General features: G+C 57.8%; 13 protein-coding genes. 4 read left to right on the top strand and 9 right to left on the bottom strand.

Annotated features, from left to right (window positions below; translation table 11 throughout):
• Positions 1-9: 9 nt before the first annotated feature.
• The 8 genes from NYE74_RS27890 to NYE74_RS27855 form a co-directional block, all read right to left on the bottom strand.
• On the bottom strand, positions 10-1,587 hold the full coding sequence (locus NYE74_RS27890) for a stalk domain-containing protein (RefSeq protein WP_341005356.1): 1,578 nt from the start codon (positions 1,585-1,587) through the stop codon (positions 10-12).
• Between the two features lie 642 nt (positions 1,588-2,229).
• The gene (locus NYE74_RS27885) at positions 2,230-2,478 is read right to left on the bottom strand and encodes a hypothetical protein (protein ID WP_124333255.1); all 249 of its coding nucleotides are present in this window, start codon (positions 2,476-2,478) and stop codon (positions 2,230-2,232) included.
• 157 nt (positions 2,479-2,635) lie between these two features.
• Positions 2,636-3,505 (bottom strand): inositol monophosphatase family protein, encoded by an 870-nt coding sequence (locus NYE74_RS27880; RefSeq protein WP_124333256.1) that lies wholly within the window; start codon positions 3,503-3,505, stop codon positions 2,636-2,638.
• A gap of 211 nt (positions 3,506-3,716) precedes the next feature.
• Positions 3,717-4,487, bottom strand: a complete 771-nt coding sequence (fabI, locus tag NYE74_RS27875) for an enoyl-ACP reductase FabI (RefSeq protein ID WP_036626160.1) — start codon at positions 4,485-4,487, stop codon at positions 3,717-3,719.
• 94 nt (positions 4,488-4,581) lie between these two features.
• Positions 4,582-5,583 (bottom strand): UV DNA damage repair endonuclease UvsE, encoded by a 1,002-nt coding sequence (gene uvsE / locus NYE74_RS27870; protein WP_124333257.1) that lies wholly within the window; start codon positions 5,581-5,583, stop codon positions 4,582-4,584.
• Positions 5,580-5,903 carry a hypothetical protein gene (locus NYE74_RS27865; RefSeq protein ID WP_124333258.1) on the bottom strand — a complete coding sequence of 108 codons (324 nt, stop codon included), beginning with the start codon at positions 5,901-5,903 and terminating at the stop codon, positions 5,580-5,582. The genes uvsE and NYE74_RS27865 overlap by 4 nt, the downstream gene beginning before the upstream one ends.
• A gap of 251 nt (positions 5,904-6,154) precedes the next feature.
• Positions 6,155-7,252, bottom strand: coding sequence for a D-alanine--D-alanine ligase (locus tag NYE74_RS27860; protein ID WP_036626167.1), 1,098 nt, complete (start codon positions 7,250-7,252; stop codon positions 6,155-6,157).
• A gap of 70 nt (positions 7,253-7,322) precedes the next feature.
• On the bottom strand, positions 7,323-8,324 hold the full coding sequence (locus NYE74_RS27855) for an amidase domain-containing protein (protein ID WP_341005355.1): 1,002 nt from the start codon (positions 8,322-8,324) through the stop codon (positions 7,323-7,325).
• A 222-nt stretch (positions 8,325-8,546) separates the two neighbouring features.
• On the opposite strand from NYE74_RS27855, the gene acnA reads away from it, so the two are divergent.
• Positions 8,547-11,264 (top strand): aconitate hydratase AcnA, encoded by a 2,718-nt coding sequence (gene acnA, locus NYE74_RS27850; protein ID WP_213510793.1) that lies wholly within the window; start codon positions 8,547-8,549, stop codon positions 11,262-11,264.
• A gap of 94 nt (positions 11,265-11,358) precedes the next feature.
• Here acnA and NYE74_RS27845 read toward each other — a convergent pair whose 3' ends face one another.
• The gene (locus NYE74_RS27845) at positions 11,359-11,577 is read right to left on the bottom strand and encodes a GNAT family N-acetyltransferase (protein WP_036626176.1); all 219 of its coding nucleotides are present in this window, start codon (positions 11,575-11,577) and stop codon (positions 11,359-11,361) included.
• Between the two features lie 338 nt (positions 11,578-11,915).
• On the opposite strand from NYE74_RS27845, the gene NYE74_RS27840 reads away from it, so the two are divergent.
• The 3 genes from NYE74_RS27840 to NYE74_RS27830 are packed head-to-tail and all read left to right on the top strand — an operon-like array spanning position 11,916 to position 15,070.
• Positions 11,916-12,311: a GntR family transcriptional regulator gene (locus tag NYE74_RS27840; protein WP_124333259.1), complete on the top strand. Its 396-nt coding sequence runs from the start codon at positions 11,916-11,918 to the stop codon at positions 12,309-12,311.
• A 2-nt stretch (positions 12,312-12,313) separates the two neighbouring features.
• Positions 12,314-13,414, top strand: a complete 1,101-nt coding sequence (locus NYE74_RS27835) for a DUF1648 domain-containing protein (RefSeq protein WP_036626182.1) — start codon at positions 12,314-12,316, stop codon at positions 13,412-13,414.
• 48 nt (positions 13,415-13,462) lie between these two features.
• The gene (locus NYE74_RS27830; protein ID WP_341005354.1) at positions 13,463-15,070 is read left to right on the top strand and encodes an alpha/beta hydrolase family protein; all 1,608 of its coding nucleotides are present in this window, start codon (positions 13,463-13,465) and stop codon (positions 15,068-15,070) included.
• The last annotated feature ends 238 nt before the right edge of the window (positions 15,071-15,308 follow it).

The raw sequence follows: 15,308 nt of genomic DNA, 5'->3' as shown, positions 1-15,308 counted from the left end.
ACCCTTTATTTATTCGTTCACAAACACCGTTTTCATTTTCGCGCTATACTGTACGTCCAACCCTAAGCCTTGCGCCAGTAAGGTGAGTGGCACATAGGTCTTGTGCTCCCCGCCGATGGTTTGCAAAAAAGCAGGCGACGCCGTCGACGCCGAAGTTCCGTTTACCGTAATTTGCCCTGAGCCGATGGGGATGACAGCCGTTCTGCTTCCGTAGACGACGCTGGCGGTTTGCGTCCGGGAATCCCATTTGCTCTCCGCACCAATCGCCTCGGTAATGTCCTTGATCGCCACAAAAGTCTGACCATTTTTAAGCACCGGCGGATACGGCGTTTTCAGCTCCTGCCCTTTAACGACGATAGAAATTGGCGCCGCGCCGCTTCTCGCCGCCGTTTCCCGGTAGATTCCCCAAACGGCCTGCGCGAACACTTTAGCGATCTCCTCATATCCCGCCTGATTCGGGTGGATGTCGGACTCCGCAAAAATATGGGTCAACGACAGCTCGCGGCCTTGGAACGCCGCGGCCACGTGCGCGGCTTGAACCGACTTCGCATCGGCGGCAAACCCGGCGGCGATCCCGTCAACGATCGCGGTGAACTTCCCCGCCATGGCCGTAAGCTCGCCGTAAACGGCGGAGCCGGCCAATTCCGGAACGGGATGATATTGATCGGCGAGTACGATTTGCGCCGGTGGATTAAGCTCCGTCAGCATGCCGATCACCACGCGGACATTTTCTGCATAGGCGTTCAGTATCTCGTCCGCCCCGGAGCGCAGCTCGTCCAGCGAAATATGCTGAACGTCCGGCAGCAGCCTAAGCAGATCGTTACCGCCGATCGTAATCGTGATCAGATCCGCCTGCTGCAACTGGCGTTTGGCCTCGGCCGTCCCCGCTGCCAACGCCGCCATCCGCGGGTCCGCCAGCTTCGGCTGAATCGCGTCGGCCGTGACCGGCGCGCCCGCCCGGACCGCCGCCACGTAGTTTTTGAGGCCTTCGCTGGTCAAACCGAGAATGCCGTAATTGACCGCCCGTGTCCGGCCATGGAACAGCCCTTGCTCCTTGAGCCGTTCCACGAAACCGTACGGAATACCGCTTGCATCCATCCCCGGCTCGTACCCGGCGGTAATGGAGTCTCCGAGCGCGACGATCAGGTAATCATCAGCCTGCGCTTTCACCTGTGTCTGACCATTTACTTGTACATGCGTCGGCTCCTGTACTTGTGGATGTGCCGGCTGCTGTACTTGCACCAGCTTCTGCTCCTGCGCTTGCGTCTGCTGCTGTGCTTGCACCGGCTTCTGCTCCTGCGTTTGCGTCTGCTCCTGTGCTTGCATCGGCTTCTGCTCCTGCGTTTGCGTCTGCTCCTGTGCTTGCATCGGCTTCTGCTCCTGCGTTTGCGTCTGCTCCTGTGCTTGCATCGGCTTCTGCACTTGTACCACCGGCTTCCCCTCCGCACGATCCTGCATACGCCCCTGTTCCGCCCCGGCCACCGCGGAGCCGCCGCTGGACAGCAGTAAAATAAGCGCCGCAACTCCCGCCGGCAACAATCTTCTCCAAAGGACTCCCGCGAGTCTTTTCCCAATTCGGATTTGCACCAATCCCACTCCTTCCCTTGTCCTGACGTTCTGAAAAAACGCCCGCCAGCTTGTCCAACTGGTGTACTCCGGCCAACGAATATGCCAGGCAAAGCCCTTGTTCGAAGCCGGCCGTGTCCGAAAATTCAACGGACGGTAATGACGTTATTCGCTCATTTCCCGGGTATTTCCCAACGTAACGGATAGAGCAGACGCTATCGTGCTATAAATGCAGTCGATTGGGCTGGTATGAGCAAAATAAGGGCGGCCCAGTCCGTTACAATTTTTTTCTCCTCTATTTTGGACAAATAACGCTCCTCAGGTCCCTTAGAATCTCCGAACCCCCAACTTGCGAATTCTCTTGCGCAGCTTGAGCTTGCCTTATCCCGGGGGCGATAATTCAAAAAGCCCGGGACGTTTGCCGCCCCAGGCTAAAGATGCTCTTGCGCCGACCGTTTTGTCGCTTTCCGGCAGTTTGATGAGCCGGCAACCCGTCTTCTCCGGGACACCTTGGCAGTGCCTTGTACGACATCTTGCACAACGCCTTCACCGACATCTTGCACAACGCCTTCCGGACACCTTGCACGACGCCGACATCATGTACAATGCTTACCAGACGCCTTGCACAGCCGCCCTTCCCGCAGCCGGGCCGATCCGCCGGGGTTATTCCTTCTTCCCGTCGGCACGCTTGGCTTTTTTCAAGTAGTCGTCGTACCTTCCGTCGAGCTCCTTGGCCATTTTCCGGTAAGCAAGCGTCTCCTCTACGATCGGATCCAGCGTCGTCTGGACCCGGATTTCGTATCTTGGAGACAACCGTCTCCGCTCCTCCTTCCGGCGCTCCTCCTCGCTGCCGTATTCCCCTTCCGTCAGCATCTCGCTGAGCTCACGTTCCAACTCTTTATGATCGCTCATTCCTGGACACTCCTTCCGGTTAAATTGGCTGTATCGGTTAACCTCTTGCAGCTATGGGGATGACGAGCCACCGTATCCACCGTACCCACCGTGCCGCTGCCCACCGGCGCTATGACTCGCCAGCCCCCGGCAAATCGGCCTTATGAGCCGGTAAGCTCTACATCCCCGTGGCGTCCGCGTTCTTCAAAACCCCCAGCAGTTCGTTGTGGATTTTGCCGTTGCTGGCCGCCAGGTGCCGTACGCCGATGTGATAAGGGTTGCCTACGGTATCGGTGACTATTCCTCCCGATTCCGCGACGATCAGCGCGCCCGCAGCAACATCCCAGGCATTCAGCCCTACTTCATAATATCCGCTCAGCCGGCCGGCCGCGACATAGGCCAGGTGCAGGGCGGCCGAGCCGGCGGCGCGCAGGCTGCGAACCTCCCCGGACAAGGCGTTCAGGCCGCGCATATTCGCCGGCAGCGCAAACTCCCGATCGGGGTTGAAGCCGACCGCCACCACGCTGTCCGCAAGCATCGGCTCCGCCGAGACCTTGCATCTTTGACCGTGCATATAAGCGCCCTTTCCTTTTTCCGCCAAAAACAACTCGTCGCGCATCGGGTCATAAATGACGCCGACGGTAACTTCCCCGCGGTAAGCGAGCGCGATCGATACGCAAAAAAACGGAAAGCCGTGCACAAAATTGGTCGTGCCGTCGATCGGATCGACGATCCACAAATATTCCGCTTCGCTGGCCGCGGCGAGCGCGGCCTCCGAAGCCGCCGCCCCGGGAGCGACTCCCTCTTCGCCAAGAATGCTGTGATCCGGGAAGTGCGTCAAAATCAGCTTGCGGATCATCGCTTCGGCGCCTTTGTCCACATCCGTCACCAAATCGCGCGAAGAAAGCTTCGTGCCGAGCTCGCCGTAACCGCCGAGCTTGCTCTTGATCCATTCCCCCGCCTTGGATGCGCAGTTGATCGCCACGGCCGTCGGGCTTTTACTGCCCACCACATATGGTACTTTCGGATTTGATTCCAATGGTTTCACTCTACCTTCATCTTAAACTTGTAATGCTTCACCCGTAAATCTATACGTCCCGCAAAGGGCAAAGTTGCGTCCTTTTTCCCTTTTTCGCACCGTTTACGCATCAGGCGTGCAGGGCACGCCCGGGCCGCCCATATGCAAAAAGTTCGCATCCGGAGCGGGCCTCTTCAAGGCCCCGCCGGAAACGAACTTCTTCTTCATGAAATGCGGCGGTTTAAGCGCCGACGATATTGTAGCCGCCATCCACGAAAATAACTTCCCCGGTAATGCCCCGGGAGAGATGGCTGAGCAGGAACATCGCCGTATCGCCTACTTCCGCGGTTTCGGTCGTTTTGCGCAGCGGCGCCTTTTCCTCCACCTGCTTCAGGATGGAGTTGAAGTCGCTGATGCCCTTCGCCGCCAAAGTGCGGATCGGACCGGCGGAAATCGCGTTGACGCGGATGTTTTTCGGGCCGAGATCGTTCGCCAAATAGCGCACCGATGCCTCCAGCCCCGCTTTGGCCACGCCCATCACGTTGTAGTTGCGCATCACGCGCTCCGAACCCATGTACGTCATCGTCATGATGCTGCCGCCTTCGGTCATCAGCGGCGCAAGCCGCTGCGACACGGCCACGAGCGAGTACACGCTGATATCGTTGGCCAGGGCAAAGCCTTCGCGGGAGGTGTCCACAAAATCGCCGGCCAAATCTTCGGCTTTGGCAAACGCGATGCTGTGCACGAGCCCGTGCAGCACGCCGAACTCGCTGCGCAGCGCTTCCGCCAGCGTGTCGATCTCCGCGTCCACCGTTACGTTGCACGGCAGAATCAGCGAATTCGGAATCGTTTCGGCCAGCTTGCGCACGCGGCCTTCCACGCGTTCGCTTTCGTATGTAAACGCCAGGCGCGCGCCCTGCTCCGCAAGGCTTTGGGCGATCGCCCAAGCGATGCTGCGCTCGTTGGCAACCCCCATCACGATAATATTTTTACCTGCCAATAAATCACCCATCATGATCCTCCTCAATAAAGACACTTCATTTTGTACAACTTACCTTATTTGCCGGCTTTTTTCAAGGGATGCGCCGCCGGAGCTTGTCCCATCTTTAAGGCCGAATCCGCACGGTAGCCCCGTCCAGCACCTCCACGCCTTCTCCGCTGTAATCTTTAAGCTCCTCCATCAGCGCGAACAAGGCGCCGTCCTTCAGTTTTGCTTCCAGCATGACGTCCACCCGCTCGGAGTAAGGCGCGATGCTGCGCAGAAAATCGAGCAGCGGCCCGGCGGCGACATGGTCGGCATGCCCGCGCGGGTCGCCGGCGCTTTTCGGGCTGGACGCGTGAATCTTCGGCGGCAGCGGGTCGTCCGCCGGAGAATCCGCCTGGGCGTACGGCGCAGACCACGTCGCCATTACCCGCGGCCACAGCTCGGCCAGGGTCTCGCCGGCGTTGTTCACCCATTGGTGATGGATATCAAGCACCATCGGGACCCCAAGCGCTTCGCACAGCTCCAGCGTCTCGGGGGCATTAAACGTCTTGTCGTCGTTTTCCAACGTCAGCCGCCGCTTGATGCGGTCCGGCAGCGCCGCGACATTGGCCTGGAAGCGTTCGGCCGCCGCCGGCTTGTCCCCGTAAGCTCCGCCCACGTGGATGTTGTTTTTGGCCCGCGCGTTCAGCCCCATCGCTTCAAACATAGCGACATGGTATTCCAGATCGCGGATGGAGGATTCAAGCACTTCGGGCCGCGGCGTGCTGAACACCGTAAAATGATCGGGATGAAAAGACACCCGAAGCCCCTGTTCCTTTACGTAGTTCCCCACGGCGGCAAACGGTTCCCGCAGCGCTTCGTAAGGATTCCAGTCCGACAGCGCTTCATGCGTTGCCAGCGGAATCAGCTTCGAGGAGAAGCGGTAGACCCGGATGTCGCTCGCTACGTTATGCCGCAGAAGCCGCAGCGTATTGTGCAGATTTTCCGCGGCGATCCGCTCGAGGCGCCGGATGGCGGCGTCCCGGTCGGCCAGGCTTTGGAACGTTTTGAACGTCATCGTTTTCGACGGCGAAGCGTCCTTGATGACGGTCGACATGGCCACATAGCCAAAGCGCACGATCATGAAGCGGACGTTTCTCCGAAAAACATCTCGTAAGCCAGAGCCGTCTGTACCTTGGACTCTTCTTCCGTCAGCTGGCGCACCAGCTCCAGCTCCACCGATGTAACTTCCTCTCCATTGAAATTGATTTCGGCGACGCAGGCGGTGATTTTGACGATGGCCACCGCCTTGTTGCCGGGCGTATAGGCGATCACCTTTTGCCCGGTCGGAAACACCCGCAGCCCCTGCTTCAGCATTTTGCCGCGGCCATATTCCAGCAGTTCATACAGTTCCTGCTCATTTTTGAATTTGCAGACGGAGTTGAATTCCGTTTGAAAACCCATCGGCTCACTTCCTTCCTTAGATTGGTTAAGGTTAAAGCGGTTGTTCAAAAAGTCATCTTTCCATGACGAAGCCGTTCATGAAGAGGGTTCGGCGTCGAATCTTGAATTCAGCCGGGCCTTCCGTTGCTCACGTAGGCTCACCTACGCTCCGCTACTCAGTCCCTAGCTTCATCCGACCTACAGTGTTTTGAAAAAACGCACATCGTAAGCATACGCTTCGGTCCTGAAAACCCGACTTTTTGAACTCGAACTTAAAGCACGCCGCTCTCGAACTCCAGGTTTTGCCGGGCTTCGTAGCGCTCAAGCGCCAGCCCGATCAAGCGGTCCAGCAGCGTTTCATAGGACACCCCCGTCTCACGCCACAGCAGCGGGTACATGCTGAACGGGGTAAAACCCGGCATCGTGTTGACTTCGTTGATCCATATCGCCTGATCCGCTTTCCGCACAAAAAAATCGGCGCGGCAAAGCCCGCTCCCCGAAATCGCTTTGAACGCCTTGACGGCCAGGTCCCGGATCCGTTCGGCCAATTCCGGGTCCAGCGGTGCCGGGATAAGCATTTGCGATTTGCCGTCCAAATATTTGGCCTGGTAATCGTAGTATTCACCGGAAGAGACGATTTCCCCCGGGACGGACGGCAAAGGTTCGTCATTGCCGAGCACCCCGACCTCCACCTCGCGGGCGTCGACGAACTCCTCGACGATCACCTTCACGTCATAACGAAGCGCGATCGCGATCGAATTCATCAACTCGTCCCGCGTTCTCGCTTTGGAAATGCCCACACTGGAGCCGAGATTGGCGGGCTTCACGAAGCATGGGTAGCCAAGCTTATCCTCGATGCCCTGGACCAGCGTATGGCTTGCCCGCTCCCATTCCGAAGCGGTGAAGTAGCAATACTTGCACTGCGCAAGGCCAGCTTCGGCGAACAGCTTTTTCATGATGACCTTATCCATCCCCGCGGCCGAAGCGAGCACGCCGGCCCCCACATAAGGCAGGTCGGCCATTTCGAACAGCCCCTGAATCGTCCCGTCCTCGCCGTTCGTCCCGTGCAGCAGCGGAAACGCTACGTCGATGGCCGACTCGCCGGTCGAGAGCTTTCCGAACAGCAGGCTCATCGCCGCCGCCGTATCGCCCGCGCCGCTTTCCAGCTTCAGCTCCTCGAGCGCCGAGAACGGAGCCGACAGCTTGCCGCCCACGCTCCATTTTCCCTGTTTGTCGATATAAAAAGGAAGCAACTCGTATTTATCGTAATTAAACGCCTGCGAAACGGCGAAGGCCGTCTGCAGCGATACTTCATGTTCTCCCGATTTGCCCCCGTAGATAAGCCCTACGGTCAATTTGTCCTGTCCCATGGGTAAACCTCTTTTCTTTTGTTATGCAACCTTCTTGGTGCTGAAAAGCCGACTTTTTAAACCCTCACTTTCAAAACCGGTCCGCGATATGAAAAAAACGATACACCGTATTTTCGCCCCAGGCGTAGGAATCCCGGTAGTCCCAATAGCGGTGTTTGCTTGGCGTCGTATGGGCGTTGACCAGCGGCATCCCGCCGGCGTCGAAGGCGGTGACGATCGTACTGTGCTGGAACCTGCCGTTGCCGTCCCAGTCGTAGATGATCACATCCCCCAGCTCCAGCTGCTCCGGACGTTCGCGGATTTCGGCGCGCAGCCCGGCGTCGCTGCGGGCGAGATGGCCGTGCAGCGCATGCGCCACGGACCAGCTGTAACTCCAGGCTTCCCGTCCGCCGACGTAACCTTTGTACCACCAGCCCGATTCTCTTTTTCCAGTATAGTTTATTGGGGCTCCGCCTGCAAAGAGGCATTGCGAGATATAATTGGTGCAGTCGACTTCAAAAGCGGCGAATTCCGGGTTGAACCCGTCCCACCACCGGTCGGCGTACAGCACCGCATCTTCGCGCCGGTAAGCAATCCCCCTTGGCGGGCTCCCCCCAAGCAGCTCGCGGTTTAAGAACGGGCGCGGCGCCGCCGGCCTGCGGCCTTCCCCGGCTTCGTCCGGCGCCGGAAAAGGCAGCGACGGATGGCGCTCCGGCACCGGCAGCTCCACGCGCGAGACGACCCAGCCCGCCCCGTCGCGCTGCAGCGTCAGCCGCTGCTTTTCGATCCGCTCCTCCTGGTGCCGCGCCCCGCCTTTTTCGTAATATATTTTTTTCAACAGCTGCAGATCGACTTCGATCTCGTCTTCCCGTTTTTCGATTTCCCGCACCAGCTTGGCCCGCGTTTCACAGCGCAGCGGCGCCGCTCCCCGGCTGCGATACCACATGTCCAGCTTCCGTTTGCGCTCTCCGCGCCGCAGCAGGTAATCCAGGTCGGTTACGACCGTTCCTGCGCTCGGCGTCCGGTAATCCACTTCATCCTGGTTCTGTTCGTTCACATATATGGACAACGTCTTTCTCCATTCTTCCGCCACTGTTCACGCCTCCTTTTCCATTAGTTCCAAGTATATGAACGCCCGTACGGGAGTATGTTCCCCGAAGGCGGCCATGAAAGCCCATTCAACCGCGTCAATTCGGCAAAATCAGGCGGGGGCGGCCGCAAAAAGTTCTTTACTCTCCAGGTCAGGGACGGTATACTAAATGAAGCGGTTATTTTTGAAATTATGTTTCACCTAATGAAACAAGGAGGTACATTTATGTCAGCGAACGATTTTAACTCCGCAGCCCGTACGCTTGAAGTCGGCGGCAAAAGCTACCGTTACTTCAACCTGCAGTCCTTGGAAGAACAGGGACTCGGCAAAATTTCCAAACTGCCGTTTTCCATTAAAGTGTTGCTTGAAGCGGCTGTCCGCCAGTTTGACGGCAGAGCCATTACCCAGGAGCATGTGAAGCAAATCGCCGGCTGGAGCGAGGGCCGCGATGACAACAAAGAGATCCCTTTTATCCCCGCTCGCATCGTGTTGCAGGACTTTACCGGCGTTCCGGTCGTCGTCGACCTGGCCGCCATGCGCGACACCGTAAAGAAAGCCGGCGGCGATCCGAAACGGATCAACCCGCTCGTGCCGGTCGATCTCGTTATCGACCACTCCGTCATGGTCGACGCCTTCGGTTCCCCGGAAGCGCTCGAATACAACATGAAGGTTGAATTCGAACGCAACGAGGAGCGCTACCGCTTCCTGCGCTGGGCGCAGACGGCGTTCGACAACTTCCGCGCCGTGCCGCCGGCCACGGGGATCGTGCACCAGGTCAACCTGGAGTACCTGGCATCCGTAGCGGCGACCAAAACGGTGAACGGCGAAACGTTCGTCTTCCCGGATTCCCTCGTCGGCACGGACTCCCATACGACGATGATCAACGGCCTTGGCGTCGTCGGCTGGGGCGTTGGCGGGATCGAAGCGGAAGCCGGCATGCTCGGCCAGCCGCTGTATTTCGTGGCTCCGGAAGTCATCGGCTTTAAACTGACCGGCAGTCTGGCCGAAGGCGCAACGGCGACCGACCTTGCGCTGACGGTTACGCAGATGCTGCGCAAAAAAGGCGTCGTCGGCAAATTCGTCGAGTTCTACGGCCCGGGCCTGTCGAACATCAGCCTGGCCGACCGCGCTACCGTAGCGAATATGGCTCCGGAATACGGTGCGACGATCGGCTACTTCCCGGTAGACCAGGAAACGCTGTCCTACCTGCGCAGCACCGGACGCTCCGAGGAGCAAATCGCGCTCGTTGAAGATTATTACAAAGCGCAAGGCATGTTCCGCACGGACGACACGGAAGATCCGGTGTTCACCGACCTGATCGAGCTCGACCTCAGCACGGTCGTACCAAGCTTGGCCGGACCGAAACGCCCGCAGGACCGCATCGAATTGACGGCGATGAAGGAGAGCTTTAACAGCATCATCCGCACGCCGATCGATAAAGGCGGATACGGCCTCAGCGAGGACAAAATCGGGCAATCGGTGGCGGTCAAACATCCGGACGGTTCCACCAGCGAGCTGAAAACCGGCGCGGTCGTGATCGCGGCGATTACGAGCTGCACGAACACGTCAAACCCGAGCGTTATGGTGGGCGCCGGCCTGCTGGCGAAAAAAGCGGTCGAACGCGGCCTGAAAAAGCCGGGCTACGTGAAGAGCAGCTTGACGCCGGGCTCCCTCGTCGTAACCGAGTACCTGCAAAAAGCCGGCCTGATCGAGCCGCTCGAAGCGCTGGGCTTCCACGTCGCCGGTTACGGCTGCGCGACCTGCATCGGGAACTCCGGTCCGCTGCCGGAGGAAGTCAGCGCGGCGATCGCCGATAACGACATGACCGTGGCCGCGGTGCTGTCCGGCAACCGGAACTTCGAAGGCCGCGTGCACGCTCAGGTGAAAGCCAACTACCTGGCTTCCCCGCCGCTCGTCGTCGCTTACGCTTTGGCCGGCACGGTCAATATCGACCTGCAAAACGATCCGATCGGCTACGACGGGAACAACCAGCCGGTATATCTGAAGGATATCTGGCCGTCTTCGGCGGAAATCAAGGAAGCGATCGCCGCATCCTTAAGCCCGGATATGTTCCGCCGCAAATACGAGCATGTGTTTACGCAAAACGAGCGCTGGAACGCGATTCCGGTACCGCAAGGCGAACTGTACGAGTGGGATGAAAAATCGACGTACATCCAGAACCCGCCGTTCTTCGAGAAGATCGGCGAAGGCCTGTCCGATATCGCCGACATTCGCGGTGCGAGCGTACTGGCCCTGCTCGGCGATTCCGTGACGACCGACCATATTTCCCCGGCCGGCAACATTTCGCCAAGCAGCCCGGCGGGCAGCTATTTGAGCGAGCGCGGCGTCGAGCGCAAGGATTTCAACTCCTACGGCTCCCGCCGCGGCAACCACGAGGTGATGATGCGCGGCACGTTCGCCAACATCCGCATCCGCAACCAGGTAGCGTCGGGCACGGAAGGCGGCGTAACGAAATATTTTCCGGAGGGTGAAGTGATGTCGATCTACGACGCCTCGATGAAATACCAGGCGAACGGCCAGAACCTCGTCGTCATCGCCGGCAAAGAGTACGGCACCGGCAGCTCCCGCGACTGGGCGGCCAAAGGCACGTACCTGCTGGGCGTCAAAGCCGTCATTGCCGAAAGCTTCGAGCGGATTCACCGCAGCAACCTGGTCGGCATGGGCGTTCTGCCGCTGCAGTTCCAGGAAGGCACAAGCTGGAAAACGCTGGGTATCGACGGCACGGAAACGTTCGATATCGCCGGCCTTAGCAATGACGTGAAGCCAGGTCAGGAGTTGACCGTAACGGCGACCCGCCAGGACGGCAGCACGTTCCAGTTCCCGGTCATCGCCCGCCTCGACAGTATGGTCGACGTCGATTACTACCACAACGGCGGTATTTTGCAAACCGTGCTGCGGCAGATGATCGCGGCAGGCGTGTGATTTTTGCGGAAATCTCCGAGATAAAAGTTTGAATGATAAAGCGCGAGTGCGAAGGGCTGAACGCCCCTTGCAACTCGCGCTTTTGTTTTTTAGATTATATATCGTTTAAGCTGCTTACGTAATAGTGAAACTCCGCCGTAATTGCGAATCCGGCCTTTTGATACAGGCTTAACGCGTTTTGATTTTGCGTGATCACGCTCAGACGAATGCGGGGCAGCTTTTTCCCAAGAAGCAGCCGCACGGTTTGCGAAAGAATTTCCCGCCCGAAGCCTTTTCCCTGACAGGCAGGAAGGACGCAGAAATCATGAATCACAGCCGTACCGTCCGGAATATGATTAACCCGGACTGGTCAAAATCTTTGCATAGCTGCTCCAGCTCTTTATTTTCTCGGGGTACTTTGTGCGTCATCTGGCGATCCCCCTCATCTACGGAAGGAACCACGCTGTTTATGGACAAGCAGGGGTTATCCTCCCCGGTAAATTTGTCCGCTGTCTGTAAGCTGCCATAGCTACCGCCTCCACTTCATGCTAATTAGGACCATCATACCTTTTACAGGACGATACGGGAATAGCAAGACCTGGCTCTTTCAATTTTTAGTTCCACGTGTTATATTATAACTATAACAGTTGTAACAAAGGAGATGCCTTACCCTTGATCATGAAATTGGATTTGCAGTCGGAGGTTCCCATTTATACGCAGCTGGTGAACCAAATCATCGAAGGGATTGCCAGCGGCAAGCTGAAATTGGGGGAACCTCTCCCCTCGGTGCGCAGCCTGGCCTCCGATATCGGCGTCAACCTGCATACGGTCAACAAGGCCTATACCCTGCTGAAGCAGGAAGGTTACATTCAAATCCACCGCCAAAAAGGCGTCGTCGTCGATCCCGTCGGCATGCCGCCGGTTACCGCGGAGTTCCTGGAGAAGCAGGAGCGGGAAGTGCGGCCGATTGTGGCGGAAGCCATTTGCCGGGGCATGAACAAGGAAGAGCTTCTGCAGATGGTGGAACGCATTCACCACGAAATTACCCAATCCGAAAGGAGCGAATAAAGATGCAATGGATGTCCGCTTTGATGCTGATCTTGATGTTTGTGCCGCTTTTGGCTTCACTCGCTTTTATGCCCTACTTGACGAGGGAAACGGTCAGCTTCGGGGTGTCCGTCAGCGAAGAGCAATATCGCAGCGAACCGTTGCGCCGGATGCGCAAGCAGTACGCCGTCCTCAGCTGCGCGATCTATACGGCCCTGCTTCTGTTTTGCATCGCCGGGATGCTAAGCGTAGAAGGGAACGGGCAAGGCGGAGTATTCGCCATATTTGTCACGGTTACGATCGTCGTTTCGATTTTGCTGAATATAAGCTTTTATTTCCGGATGAAAAAAATCCGTCCGACGCTTCCTTCCGTCCAGGCGCATAAAGCTCTGTTGGCGGTGGACACCGGATTTCACCGGCAAAAGCTGACTTTTTCCGGCAGATGGTTTCTGATTCATGTCCTGATCATAGCCGTAAGCGCCGCAATCATGCTCATGAACTACGAGGCCGTTCCCGATCCGGTCGCCATGAAGTTCGATTTCGCGGGCAATGTCGTCAGCAGCGCGGCCAAATCGTACCGCGTCGTCCTGTTTCCTAGCGTCATGCAGGCGATCATGACCCTGTTGTTCTGGTTCGTCAACTGGAGCATTCAAAAGAGCAAGCAGCAAATCCACGCCGGCAACCCCGAGCAATCGGTCCGGCAAAATGCGGCCTTTCGCCGCAGATGGTCGCTGTTTACGATTTTGTCGTCATTGGCGCTTGTATTCATGTTTTCGTTTATACAGGTTAATATGCTTCATCCGCTTGACACAAACATCGTCACGCTCGTCAGCCTGATTGTTCCGGTTTTTATCGTGTTGTTTGCGATGGTGCTGTCTGTTGCAACGGGCCAAGGCGGAAGCCGGCTGGGAAGATCGGCCGAAGCTTCGGCGGCCGCGCCGCTGAACGATGACCGCTATTGGAAGCTCGGAGCGTTTTATTTCAACCCGCAGGACCCTTCCGTTTTTGTGGAAAAACGATCCGGCATCGGCTGGACGCTCAACTTCGCAAACCCGGTCGGTTGGTTTGTGCTTGCCGGCATCGCCGCCGTGATTATCGGTTCCAGCCTGTTTTTCAAGAACTGACCGGCCAAATAAATGAATTAAGAGGTAAATCCCAAGGAGGAGACGATGATGAACAAACATCCCAAAAAAGTAAAACACGCCGTTGCCGCTACCCTGGCTTTAAGCCTCGCCGTGCCCACAGCATCCGCGTTGGCCGCCGAGCAAAGCAGCGCGGCGCTTGAACCGGTAAGAGAAACCGCAACTAAGCTTGGCGCCGAGGTATCGTGGGAACAAAGCACCCGCACGATAACCGTAACAAAAGGCAGCCATGTCCTGAAGCTTGAGGCCGGCTCGGACCGGGCGGTTCTGGATGGCGAAACCGTCGCCCTTAACCAGCCGGTCCGCCTCTCCGGCGGCCGGACGCTGGCCGACGCCGGTTTGATCGCCAAAGCGCTCACCGGCGATAACGGGCAAACGGAGGATGCGGCCGATTTGTTCCTCGAAGCATTGCAGGCCGGAGACGGGGCCAAAGCCGCCGAGTACGTAAGCGAAGCATCCGCCTATGCGCTGCCGGCCGCCCTGCTGGACCGGCTGTGGAGCAACTACGAGGCCATGTTCGGCAAAACAGCGGGCGAACCAGCCAAAAGCGAAAGCTTGAACACGGTGCACCGGAATGTAACGTACTCTTTCCAAAGCACCATCGTTCCGTTTCAAGTTACGCTGCGTCTGGATCAGAACGGGAAGATCGATGATTTATACATCGCCGCGGCCTCCGCTTCCGCTTATCAAAAGCCGGCTTACGACAATCCCGCGGCTTATAGCGAACGGGAAGTTACCATCGGAAGCGGCCCGATGGCGCTCCCCGGCACCTTAACCGTGCCTGCGGGAGAAGGCCCCTTCCCGGCGGTTGTGCTCGTCCACGGCTCCGGCCCGCACGACCGCGACGCCACGATTCTGGGGGCCAAGCCGTTCCGCGATCTGGCCGCCGGTCTCGCCGCCAAGGGCATCGCTGTACTGCGGTACGACAAAGTGACCTACGAGCATTCCTTCAAGGTGGCGGCCGATCCGAAATTTACGCTCAAGCAGGAAAGCGTTGACGACGCTTTGGAAGCGGTGAAACTGCTGCAAAACACGTCCGGCATCGATGACTCCCGCATTTTCGTCGCCGGCCACAGCCAGGGCGGCTACGCCATGCCGCTGATCAGCGCCGCCGCCCCGGATGGAGGCATCGCCGGAACGATTCTTCTGTCCGCTCCAAGCGGCAAATTCGCCAACGTGCTGGCCGAGCAGCAGGCCGAGCTGGTCCGCCGCGTCAAACAGCTAGGGCTTGATTCGACGCTGTACGAGCAGCAAGCCGCGATGTATACGTCGATCGCCGATATGGTCAACGACCCTGAATATACGGTTGACCATATGCCTGAACAATTCCCGCTGCAGCCTGCCTACTGGTGGTTCGAGCAGAAAAATTACGTGCCGGCCGAACTCGCCAAAACGCAAACCGGGCCGATGCTCGTGCTGCAGGGCGAAAACGACTGGCAGGTGACGATGAAGCAATTCGAGGGCTGGGAAACGGCGCTGAAAAACCGTGGGGACGTCGAGTTCAAGTCTTACCCCAAGGTGAACCATCTGCTCGCCGAATATGACGGCCTGTCCACCGGGACCGAATACGGCAAGCCTTCCAATGTGTCCAAGGCCATCATCGACGATATTGCAAATTGGATTCATAGCGTGAAATAAAGCAAATAGGAATAGGCCGTCCCAAAACAGTCAAATTTACTGTCGGGACGGCCTTTGGGCTTTTGCCGCGTCTAGCTTATGGTCTGGCTTACCGGGCTGCGTTCTTGGCGTCGATTGAAACCTTCATTTGCAGCTCTTTCATGTATTCCTTTTTCTGCCCCTTGTCCGTTTTCTTATACACATACGGTTTCAAGGTTACCGATTTCGGCGTTGTTTGAAACGGCTAGGTTTTCGAATC

This window comes from Paenibacillus sp. FSL P4-0127 (assembly GCF_038007325.1).
Lineage (GTDB): Bacteria > Bacillota > Bacilli > Paenibacillales > Paenibacillaceae > Fontibacillus > Fontibacillus macerans.
Note: the sequence above shows the minus strand (reverse complement) of the source record. Positions and strands in the feature narration are given on the sequence as shown.

Coding starts and splice junctions, on each gene's coding strand:
- acnA (WP_213510793.1), top strand. CDS start 8,547: ATGTCAGCGAACGATTTTAACTCCGCAGCCCGTACGCTTGAAGTCGGC.
- NYE74_RS27885 (WP_124333255.1), bottom strand. CDS start 2,478: ATGAGCGATCATAAAGAGTTGGAACGTGAGCTCAGCGAGATGCTGACG.
- uvsE (WP_124333257.1), bottom strand. CDS start 5,583: ATGATCGTGCGCTTTGGCTATGTGGCCATGTCGACCGTCATCAAGGAC.
- fabI (WP_036626160.1), bottom strand. CDS start 4,487: ATGGGTGATTTATTGGCAGGTAAAAATATTATCGTGATGGGGGTTGCC.
- NYE74_RS27860 (WP_036626167.1), bottom strand. CDS start 7,252: ATGGGACAGGACAAATTGACCGTAGGGCTTATCTACGGGGGCAAATCG.
- NYE74_RS27830 (WP_341005354.1), top strand. CDS start 13,463: ATGAACAAACATCCCAAAAAAGTAAAACACGCCGTTGCCGCTACCCTG.
- NYE74_RS27835 (WP_036626182.1), top strand. CDS start 12,314: ATGCAATGGATGTCCGCTTTGATGCTGATCTTGATGTTTGTGCCGCTT.
- NYE74_RS27865 (WP_124333258.1), bottom strand. CDS start 5,903: ATGGGTTTTCAAACGGAATTCAACTCCGTCTGCAAATTCAAAAATGAG.